10 protein-coding genes are annotated in these 10,122 nt (G+C 63.5%); 5 read left to right on the top strand and 5 right to left on the bottom strand.

What is annotated here, in order from left to right:
* Positions 1 to 18: 18 nt before the first annotated feature.
* The 3 genes from F4U95_RS22400 to F4U95_RS22410 are packed head-to-tail and all read left to right on the top strand — an operon-like array spanning position 19 to position 3,800.
* Positions 19 to 531, top strand: a complete 513-nt coding sequence (locus F4U95_RS22400; protein ID WP_120252789.1) for a (2Fe-2S)-binding protein — start codon at positions 19 to 21, stop codon at positions 529 to 531.
* Positions 528 to 1,541: an FAD binding domain-containing protein gene (locus F4U95_RS22405; protein WP_120252788.1), complete on the top strand. Its 1,014-nt coding sequence runs from the start codon at positions 528 to 530 to the stop codon at positions 1,539 to 1,541. The genes F4U95_RS22400 and F4U95_RS22405 overlap by 4 nt, the downstream gene beginning before the upstream one ends.
* 12 nt (positions 1,542 to 1,553) lie before the next feature.
* Positions 1,554 to 3,800: a xanthine dehydrogenase family protein molybdopterin-binding subunit gene (locus tag F4U95_RS22410; RefSeq protein WP_150426862.1), complete on the top strand. Its 2,247-nt coding sequence runs from the start codon at positions 1,554 to 1,556 to the stop codon at positions 3,798 to 3,800.
* Positions 3,801 to 3,843: 43 nt separating this feature from the next.
* Here F4U95_RS22410 and F4U95_RS22415 read toward each other — a convergent pair whose 3' ends face one another.
* The 3 genes from F4U95_RS22415 to F4U95_RS22425 form a co-directional block, all read right to left on the bottom strand.
* A complete protein-coding gene (locus tag F4U95_RS22415) occupies positions 3,844 to 4,491 on the bottom strand; it encodes a TMEM175 family protein (protein ID WP_120252786.1) in 648 nt (215 codons plus the stop codon).
* Between the two features lie 6 nt (positions 4,492 to 4,497).
* Complete coding sequence (locus F4U95_RS22420) at positions 4,498 to 5,328, bottom strand: aldo/keto reductase (RefSeq protein ID WP_172598864.1); 831 nt, start codon at positions 5,326 to 5,328, stop codon at positions 4,498 to 4,500.
* 75 nt (positions 5,329 to 5,403) lie between these two features.
* Entirely contained in the window at positions 5,404 to 5,982 is a 579-nt protein-coding gene (locus tag F4U95_RS22425; RefSeq protein ID WP_234781428.1) for a TetR/AcrR family transcriptional regulator, read from the bottom strand.
* Positions 5,983 to 6,120: 138 nt separating this feature from the next.
* On the opposite strand from F4U95_RS22425, the gene F4U95_RS22430 reads away from it, so the two are divergent.
* Both F4U95_RS22430 and F4U95_RS22435 read left to right on the top strand, forming a co-directional pair.
* Positions 6,121 to 7,110 (top strand): zinc-dependent alcohol dehydrogenase family protein, encoded by a 990-nt coding sequence (locus F4U95_RS22430; RefSeq protein ID WP_009823890.1) that lies wholly within the window; start codon positions 6,121 to 6,123, stop codon positions 7,108 to 7,110.
* 206 nt (positions 7,111 to 7,316) lie between these two features.
* Positions 7,317 to 7,607: a metal/formaldehyde-sensitive transcriptional repressor gene (locus tag F4U95_RS22435; RefSeq protein WP_047820964.1), complete on the top strand. Its 291-nt coding sequence runs from the start codon at positions 7,317 to 7,319 to the stop codon at positions 7,605 to 7,607.
* Positions 7,608 to 7,662: 55 nt separating this feature from the next.
* On the opposite strand, the gene F4U95_RS22440 is transcribed toward F4U95_RS22435, so the two are convergent.
* Both F4U95_RS22440 and F4U95_RS22445 read right to left on the bottom strand, forming a co-directional pair.
* Positions 7,663 to 8,624 (bottom strand): IS630 family transposase gene (locus F4U95_RS22440; protein WP_120253505.1). Its coding sequence is split into 2 segments (ribosomal slippage): positions 7,663 to 8,273 and positions 8,273 to 8,624, totalling 963 coding nucleotides; the frame shifts between segments, so codons are not numbered across the junction.
* 65 nt (positions 8,625 to 8,689) lie between these two features.
* On the bottom strand, positions 8,690 to 9,670 hold the full coding sequence (locus F4U95_RS22445; RefSeq protein WP_120252783.1) for a GlxA family transcriptional regulator: 981 nt from the start codon (positions 9,668 to 9,670) through the stop codon (positions 8,690 to 8,692).
* Positions 9,671 to 10,122: the final 452 nt, after the last annotated feature.

Raw genomic sequence — 10,122 nt, forward strand, 5'->3', positions numbered from 1 at the left:
AGCAAGAAGGCGCAGATCATGCCGACAGCCGTCAACTCCGCCACATACGCCGCCGTGCCGATCGGCACGGTGCCAACCACGCTAACGATCAACGGTGAGACGCGCACCCGCGCGATCGAGCCTTGGACGACGTTGCTCGACCTGCTGCGGGAAGGCGAAGACCTGATCGGCACCAAGAAGGGCTGCGACCACGGTCAGTGCGGCGCGTGCACCGTGTTGGTCGACGGGCGCCGCATCAATTCGTGCCTCAAGCTGGCGGTGACGCTGGACGGGGCGGAGATCACTACGATCGAGGGGCTGGGCCAACCGGGCGACCTCCATCCGCTGCAATCCGCCTTCTGCGACCACGACGCGTTCCAGTGCGGTTATTGCACGCCTGGCCAGATTTGCTCGGCGCAGGGCCTCATCAATGAAGGCAAGGCTAAAACCCGCGAGGAAGTCCGCGAGCTGATGAGCGGCAATCTGTGCCGGTGCGGCGCCTATTCGAACATCATCGATGCGGTGCTCGACGTGATCGGAGAGCAGGCATGAACCGCTTCGACTATGCCCGCCCTGCCAGCGTCGCCGAAGCGGTGCAGGCAGGTGCCGGAGAGCAGGTCCGCTATCTGGCGGGCGGTACCAACCTGATCGACCTGATGAAGGAGAACGTCGATCGGCCGATGACGGTGATCGACATCAACCGCCTGCCGCTGGACGCGATCGAGGAGCTGGACGGCGGTGGACTGCGGCTGGGCGCGCTCGTGCCGAACTCCAACACTGCGTGGGACGCGCGCGTCGAGCAGCGGTATCCCTTGCTGTCCTCGGCGATCCTCGCCGGCGCCAGCCCCCAGCTGCGCAATGCCGCGACCAACGGCGGCAACCTCAACCAGCGCACGCGCTGCTATTATTTCTACGACGTCGCCACGCCTTGCAACAAGCGCGAACCGGGCTCGGGCTGCGGCGCGATCGGCGGGGTCAATCGCATCCACGCCATCCTGGGCGCGAGCGACCAGTGCATCGCCACGCACCCGTCGGACATGTGCGTGGCGCTGGCGGTCCTCGATGCAACCGTCCAGGTGACCGGCCCGGACGGCGACCGCGCTATCCCGATCGCCGATTATCATCGGCTACCCGGCGACGAGCCGTGGCGCGACAACACGCTGAAGCCAGGCGAATTGGTAACGGGCATCGACCTGCCGGCCGAGGATTTCACCCAGAACTACACCTACCTGAAGCTGCGCGATCGTCTGTCCTATGCCTTCGCGCTGGTGTCGATAGCCGTCGTGATGCGGGTCGAAGACGGCACGATCGCTGAAGCGCGGGTGGCGCTCGGCGGCGTTGCGCACAAGCCATGGCGCAGCACGGAAGCTGAGAAGCTGCTGAAGGGCCAGCAGCCGTCGCCGCAGGCGTTCGGCGCCTTCGCGGACGCCCTGCTCGCCGGGGCGGTCGGTCAGGGCGAGAACGACTTCAAGATCCTGCTCGCGCGCAAGGGGATCATCCGTGCGCTGAAGCAGGCCGCCGAGGCCACCCCGCAATCGCAGACCGACAAGCGCGTCGCGTAAGGAGCAGACATCATGGCTACCGCAGCGAAGATCGGGATCGGCAGCGCGATCAACCGTGTCGATGGCGTGGAGAAGGTCACCGGGACGGCGCGCTACGCCGCTGAGCATCCCGTGGAGAACCTGCTGTACGGCTACATCGTCGAGGCAGCGATCGCCAAAGGGCGGATCGTCAGTATCGACGAGGAGGCGGCGCGCGCTGTCCCCGGCGTAATCGAGGTCATCACGCACCTGAACCGGCCGCACGTCGCCTGGACCGACCACAGCTACCAGGACGAGCTGAAGATTCCCGGCTCGCCGTTCCGTCCGCTTTACGATGATCGCATCCAGTTCAGCCAGCAGCCCATCGCGCTGGTGATGGCCGAGACGTTCGAGGCAGCGCGCTACGCCGCCAGCGTGGTCGAGGTCGCCTACGCGGCAGAGGCGCACAATACCGACTTCGAGGTTGCGGTCGGCGATAAGTACGTGCCGAAGAAAAAGCGCAGCGGCTACATGGCGCCGAAAAACCGCGGAGACGCGGCGCAGGCGTTTGCGGACGCCCCGCTCAAGGCGGCCGGCGACTACCGGCTCGCGCCGGAACACCACAATCCCATGGAGATGTTCGGCTCCACCGTCGAATGGCACGGCGACGGCAGCATCACCGTGTGGGATAAGACCCAAGGTTCGCAGGGGGTGCATGCCTACCTTGCCAGCGTCTTCGGCTTTTCGAAAAAGAAGGTACGCGTGCTCAACCCCTATGTCGGCGGCGCCTTCGGCTCAGGCCTCCGGCCGCAGCATCAGGTGTTCCTGGCGGTCCTTGCGGCCAAGAAGCTGGAGCGCTCGGTGCGGGTCACGATGATCCGCAATCAGATGTTCAGCCACGCCTACCGCCCGCAGGCGATCCAGAGCATCGCGCTGGGCGCGGAGACGACCGGCAAGCTCACCGCGATCCGCAACGCGGCGACCACCTCCACCTCGCGCTACGAGGACAATATGGAGAACGTCGTCACTTGGGGGTTGATGAACTACGACTGCCCGAATGCCGACGCAGAATATACCGTCGCGCAAGTCGATACCGCGACCTCGGCGGACATGCGCGCGCCGGGGGCGGCGACCGGCATGACGCTGTTCGAGATGGCGATCGACGAGATGGCCTATGAGGCCAAGGTCGATCCGCTCGAGTTCCGGCTCGTCAACTACTCGCCCATCGATGCGATGAATGGCACGCCCTACACCAGCAAGGCGTTGCGAGAGGCGTTTCGCGAAGGGGCCGAGGCGTTCGGATGGAGCGAGCGCTCGGCCGAGCCGCGCTCGATGCGCGATGGCAAGGAGCTGGTCGGCTGGGGCTGCGCGACCGGCATGTGGGACGCGCAATTTTCCAAGACGTCTGCAAGCGCGAAGCTCACGGCCAACGGACATCTGGAAGTAGCGTGCGCGACGTCGGACATCGGCACCGGCAGCTACACGGTCATGACCCTGGTCGCCGCAGAGACGCTCGGCCTGCCGCCCGAGCAGATCACCGCCAAGCTGGGCGACTCAGACCTGCCGACCGCCCCGGTCGAAGGTGGATCGTGGGGGGCGGCATCGACCGGTGCGGCGGTACAGCTCGCATGCCAGGCGGTCGGCAAGAAGCTCCTGAAGGCGGCCGGCAAGATCGCCGGTGCACCGCTGGGCGACGCTAAGATGGATGACGTGCTGTTTGAGGACGGCTGCATCGTGCTGAAGGACACGCCGACCGTGAGGGTGCCGTTCGGCGACGCGATGCACGCCGCGGACCTGACGGAGATCGAGGAAGAGGAGACCGCGGCGCCCGGCTTCGGCGACATGTGGAAGGGTCTGCACAAGTCAAAGAACACCCACAGCGCGATCTTCGCAGAGGTGAAGGTGGACGAGGAACTGGGTGTGGTGCGCGTCACCCGCATCGTCGATGCGGTCGCCGCTGGCCGCATCATCAACCCGAAAACCGCGCGCAGCCAGATCCTCGGCGGCGTGGTGATGGGCGTGGGCATGGCGCTCCACGAAGAGACCTTCCCCGACCACAGGCTGGGACGCTGGATGAACCACAACTTCGGCGAATACCATGTGCCCGTGCACGCCGACATCCACGATATCCAGGTGATCTTCGTCGATGAACCCGATCCCGAAGTGACCCCGCTCGGGGTCAAAGGCCTTGGCGAGATCGGCATCGTCGGCACCGCTGCCGCGATTGCTAACGCGATCTTTCACGCGACCGGTAAGCGGGTGCGGTCCCTGCCGATCACGATCGACAAGATTCTGGACTGATTAGCCGATGTGAGCATCCGCCGTGCCGGGTCTATAGCCGGTCTCAACCATTCTCCGGTTCTTGGCCTGGCTTGTAGCTGGGCTTTGCTGGCGGAACGATGTAGGTCAAGGTCAGGATCCCCGCGGCGATCAGTCCAACACGCCAATCCCAGAATGCCAAGCCGAATGCCGCCCAATAGGCAGCGGCGGTTAGGCCATATTTGATGGTAAGACGGCGAAGATAAGCGTCGGTCAGCCTTCGATCGGGAAGACCTCTGGCGGTGGCGTACACCCACCGTAGAAACCACCAGGTCGCCGGTGTCGCTGCTACGCCCAGATACCATAAAGTGGCGGTGGCGCTCTCCGCATCTCCGCCGAGGTGTTCGACCAACGGGCGGGCGGGAAATGGAGTGATGCTGACGGCAGCCAGAAAGCCGATGCTCAGCAGGTTGTAGCCGTGATCGGTCTTCTCCAGCAGCTTGCCGCTGAAATGGCTGTGCGCCCAGTAGAGGCTGATGAGGATCACGCTGAGGACGTAGGTGCCGTACTCCGGCGCCAGCTTCAGATACGCCGCTGCGAGATCGCCCTCTTCAGGCTTCGGTGCATGCAGCTCCACCGCAGGAAGGGTGATCGCGATCGCAAGCACCGCGTCCATGAACGCCTCGAGGCGATCCGATTTGCGTTCGGTTGCTTTGAGAGAGGATGTCACCATCTGACGCTACAGCATTTCGAGCGGGCGACGGCCCGCTGGCCGGGGGAATGCCGCATCGAGCGTCGCAAGGTCGGCGTCGGAGAGCACGATATCCGCGGCCGCGCGGTTCTCCCGCACGTGTGCGATCGAACTCGCTTTCGGGATGGCGATGACGCCATCGTGCCGCAACGTCCAGGAGAGTGCCACTTGGGCAGGGGTTGCACCGACCTCGGCTGCGATCTTTTCGAGGGCGGGATGGCTTGAAAGTCGTCCCTGCTCGACTGGACTATACGCCATAACCGGTATGTTATGCTCGGCGAGCCACGGCAGCAGGTCCAATTCGGGGCCTCGACGGACGAGATTGTAGAGGATCTGATCGGTCACGCAGCCATCTCCGCCGGCAGCGACAAGCTCGTCCATATCGTCGGTATCGAGGTTGCTGACACCCCAATGCCGAATCTTCCCTGCCGATTTCAGCGCCTTCATTGCCTCCACGGTCTCAGCGAGCGGCACCGATCCCCGCCAGTGGAGCAGGTAGAGGTCGAGCCGATCGGTGCCGAGCCGCTTCAGGCTCGCCTCGCACGCACCGGTAAGGCGGGAGCGCGATGCGTTCTGTGGATACGCCTTGCTGACGAGGAACAACTCGTCGCGACGGTCGCCGAGCGCTTCGCAGATCAGCACTTCCGCCGCACCGTCGCCGTACATTTCCGCTGTATCGACGAGCGTCATACCCAGTTCGACACTGGCGCGCAGCGCGGCGATCTCATCGGATCGCCGCTCGGCACGCTCACCCATCTTCCAGGTGCCTTGACCCATCGAAGGAACCACTTCCCCGCCGGGCAATGTCACGTGTTTCATGTGCTTTTGTCCTATGAGATGAGTTCGACTGTTCGGTGGCGGGAGGCGGATTGGCAGATGACCACCATGTAGCGATCATATCGCGGCCGGCCATCGATCGAGTGCCATTTTGGCGATGGAGAGCAGTTCGTTGATCGTAGCGCCGTCGCGCGCCTGAACGGACATGCCTTCCATGACCGTATTGATGAATTTGCCTAGCACGGCCGGATCGGAGTTGGCCGCAAGCTCGCCCTGCGCGGCGCCGCGTTGCAGACGCTCGATCAGGAGGGCCTCCGCCGCGATACGCTTGTCGCGCAGCAGGCATTCGATGGCGGCGGACGCCGGCGAAACGGCTGCCGCTGCTGAATACATGAAGCAGCCGGCCGGCGTTCCGGGTTCCGAGAATGATGACGCCGCCCGTTCCAGCAGGCCTTTGACGGCCTCGTAGGTGGACAACGCCGGATCGTTGATGGGTGCATAGAGGTGGACGCTGAACGTCGCGGCGTAGCGCTCGATCACCGCCGCAAACAGCCCCGCCTTGTTGTCAAACGCTGCATAGAGACTGGCGGCGGCGACGCCAGTCTCCGCCACCAGATCGGCCATCGATGTCGCCTCGTAGCCGCGCTGCCAGAACAGCCGCACCGCCTTGTCGAGCGCAGCGTCAGTGTCGAACACACGAGGGCGACCTGCGCGGCGACGGGCTTTCGTCTCTGTCATCTCTGATGCACGATATGGAACGATCGATAAATAATATCTTGAAACGGGTGGTCCGCTCCCTTACAGAACGATCATTAAATAATCAAGGAGTCTCCAATGAGCCGCATCGTCCGTATCCACGAATATGGCGACGCCAGCGTCCTCAGGATTGAAGATGTGGCAGTCCCCGCTCCCGCGGCCGACGAAGTGCAGATCGCGGTGAAGGCGATAGGCATAAACCGCGCCGAGGTGATGTTCCGCAACCATGCCTACCTTCAGGAAGCCGAGTTCCCGAGCCGCCTTGGCTATGAGGCTGCCGGCACTGTCGTTACGGTCGGCGCCGACGTTACCGGGTTTGCGGAAGGCGAAGCCGTCAGCGTCATCCCCCCGCTCGATATCGCGCGTTGGGGCACCTATGGCGAGGTCGCCAACGTGCCCGCCCGCCTCGTCGTCAAGCATCCGGCGGCGCTGTCGTTCGAGGAAGCGGCGGCCGTGTGGATGCAGTATGTCACCGCCTGGGGTGCACTGGTGGAGCAGGCGAAACTCGGCGAGGGCGATTTCGTCATCGTCACAGCTGCCTCCAGCAGCGTCGGCCTTGCGGCCTTCCAGATTGCGCGGATGGTCGGCGCGACGGTAATCGCGACGACGCGTACCGGCGCCAAGCGCCAGGCCCTGATCGATGCCGGTGCGCATCATGTCGTCGCGACCGGGGAAGAGGACCTGGTAGCGAGGGTGATGGAGATAACCGATGGTCAGGGTGCGCGCGTGGTGCTCGATCCGGTCGGAGGCCCGTCGTTCGAGCCGCTGACCGAGAGCATGGCACGCGGCGGCATCCTGCTCGAATATGGCGCGCTCAGCGGCGAACCGACGCCGTTCCCGTTGTTCTCCGTGCTGGGCAAGAGCCTCACGCTCAAGGGGTATCTCTACAGCGAGATCGTCTCGGACGATGCCGCCCTCGATCGCGCCAAGGCGTTCATCGTGGCGGGTCTGGAATCGGGCGCGCTCAAGCCGCGGATCGCGCGCACTTTCCCGCTCGACGCCATCCAGGACGCTCACCGCTTCCTCGAATCGAACGACCAGATCGGCAAGGTCGTCGTTACGGTCTGACCGGCATACCGGGGGGGGGGGGGGGGCGATCACTCCCCCCTTCCCCAACGGAGGATCGGACCCTCGGCGCCCATGCCAGGGCTGCTCGTGGCGCAGGCTTGAGAGCATGACCGGAACCTCGCCCGATTGGAAAAACGCCCGGCTCCGTGCAGGATTGAAACTCCCCCCCTGTATAGTATGCTTCAGCGATTTCTCGGGAAAACGCGATGCCACATTCATCAGAGGACAAGAAGCGAGCCATCACACGCTTGCGGCGTATCAAGGGTCAGGCGGACGCTCTGGAACGCGCGATCGAAGCGGGGGCCGATTGCGCTCCCCTGCTGCAGCAAATTGTCGCCATGCGTGGTGCGACAAATGGACTGATGGCAGAAGTGATGCAGAGTCATCTCAGGGAAACATTCGGTGCGGGCGCAAATCGGGCCGTCGGAGGCGCAGGTGGCGATCACGATGACGGCGTGGAGGGCGTAATGAAGATTCTGCGTACTTATCTTAAATGACAATTTCAGGCTCATTTTCTTGCCCGTGTCCTCCCGCACTTAGAGCCGTGCCCGGTCACGTAGCGACGGCCAAGTCGGTATCGTAGCCGGCGGCAGCAAGGGAGTTGCGGCACTCATCTGCCGTGAAGCGAGCCAAAGCCTGCCGGATGGCGTGCCACAGATCAGGGACGGTGCGGGCCGCCGCTGTCCGGAGCAGAGCCTTCAGCTTGGCGAAGATCTGCTCGATGGGATTGAAGTCCGGGCTGTAGGGCGGGAGGTAGAGCAGCCTCGCCCCGGCGTCCTCGATGGTCTCACGCACACCTGCCACCTTGTGGGCCTGCAGGTTGTCGAGGATGACGGTGTCACCGGGCTTGAGCGCGGGCACAAGCGTGTCGGCGACGTAGGCCCGGAAGCGTGCGCCGTTGGTGGCGCCGTCGAACAGGGAAGTGGCGCACAGGCCATCCCTGCGCAGGGCGGCAGTGATCGTGGTGGTCTTGTAGTGCCCGTGCGGGACAGCCAGCCGGCAGCGCTCGCCTCGCGGAGCCCGACCGTAGCGGCATGCCATGTTGGTGGCCGCGGCAGTCTCGTCGAGGAAAACCAGCCTGTCGGGATCGAGGCCGTCCTGGTTCTCGAACCAAGCCTCGCGGGCTGCCCTTACGTCCTCGCGCGCCTGCTCGGCGGCGTGGATCGCCCCTTTTTACGGGTGATGCCACGCCGGGCGAAGAAGCGGGATAGGCTGCTCGTGCTGGTCTGCAGGCCGCGCTCGGTCAAAGCGTCACGCAGCTCGCGCAGAAAGATCGCCGGCCGCGCCTCGTAGATCGTCAGGATCAGGTCGGCCTGCGCCTCGATCCGGTGCGAGGCATGATCGCCGCCCGACGGCTTGGGCGCAAGCTGTCCCTCCTGGCGAAACCGATCCGACCAGCGGCTGGCGCTGGAAACGCTGACCCCAAACCGGGCTGCAGCCTGATGACAGGACGCGACCGCGGCTACGGCCGACACGACACGCTCGCGTAAATCGACGGACAAAGGTGAAGGCATCGCCATCCTCCTTCACCCCTCAACGTCCCGACCCTCCAGCCGTCCCAAACCGCTCGGGCACGGCTCTAATCCTGCACTCCTAAATGGTTCGTCCGGCGAATTTCTGAGGCGGTGCGGCCAGTCTTACGACGTAGCAGAGTGCGGAGAGTGGCTGCATTATCATAGCCGGTGCGGGCTGCGATCTCATCCATTCCCAATTTGGTCGTCCTCAGGAGATAAGCCGCTCGTTCAACGCGCAGGCTCTGGAAATAAGACAATGGAGAGCGGCCCAGCACCATATTGATTCTGCGGGACAGAGTTCGTTCACTTGTCCCGACAAAGGCCGCGGCCTGCTCCAAGGAAAAGCCCGTATCGAGGTTTTCACGCGCCCACTTCTCGAAGAGCATCACCAGGTGGTCGGCGTGGCGCAAATGATCCGGGATGGCATAGGTGGCTTGAGGCGAGCGAGGATCGAGCATTAGGTAGCGAGCGACGGTGTCGGCCAGTTCGGGGCTCCGCTGACGAACGAACCAGAGCGCCAAATCGAAATGTGCAAGCACCGCGCCTGCGGTAACGACCCTGTCGTTACCCACCAGCGCACGGCTGTCATCGAGTGCAACGCTGGGATACCGGGCTCTAAAGAAAGGTGCGAGCCACCAACTGGTGGCGGCCTCTTGTTTGTCTAACAATCCCGTCTCGGCGAGGACGAATGTCCCCGTACAAGCAGCAGCGATAGTCGCACCATTTGCCTGCCAGGTTCGCAATAGTTCGACAGCTCGCTTTACATCGGGATGAGCAAGGGCGTCGGCAATGCCTTCCTCCGTCTTCGCTCCCAATGCCGGCACGAAGACAAAGCCGGGAGTCGGGAGGGCGTCGGCCCGAACCGTAGGGATTGCGAGGCCGTGCGCTGTATGTGTTGCGCGACGAATGCTGGAAACCGACGAGTTCAAACTTTCACGCAAGGCGGGGGGCGCCAAGTCGCGCGCCGTCGCTAAGGTGTCCTGAAACGCCGCAAGCCCAGTATCGAACACCCCATCAAGCGCTAAAATTGTCGTAGCTGTGCTCATGGCGAGAATGGTATCAGGTTTGTCAATTCTGCCAAGCGCTAACGCTCCGCTGCGATGATAGTCTAGCGACGCGGCCGACGATGGCGCGATCAAATAGGGAAGAAAATGAGGACCATTAAAGTGTTCCTGCTCACGGCGGCCCTCGTTGTCGCCACCGGCGCGACAAGCGCAATGGCGGATACGACAGGCAGCTCGAAGTCAACCCAACCACACCCAAAGATGGAGACGATGAAGATGACACATATGGGCTTATTCGTGCGGCTCGACGCCAAGCCTGGCAAAGAAGCGGCTTTGGAAAAGTTTCTGAAGCGCCCCGGGTTTTCAGGAGGCAGTTTTCATTGGGCTATGCAGCCATATCGAGGTTCTCGAGGGCTGCATAGTAATTGTCTTCGGCCTCAGCGGGCGGGATGTGCCCGATAGGGCCGAAGAGCCGGTGATTGTTGTACCAATCG

The organism is Sphingobium limneticum (assembly GCF_008710165.1).
In the GTDB taxonomy this organism is placed as follows: domain Bacteria; phylum Pseudomonadota; class Alphaproteobacteria; order Sphingomonadales; family Sphingomonadaceae; genus Sphingobium; species Sphingobium limneticum.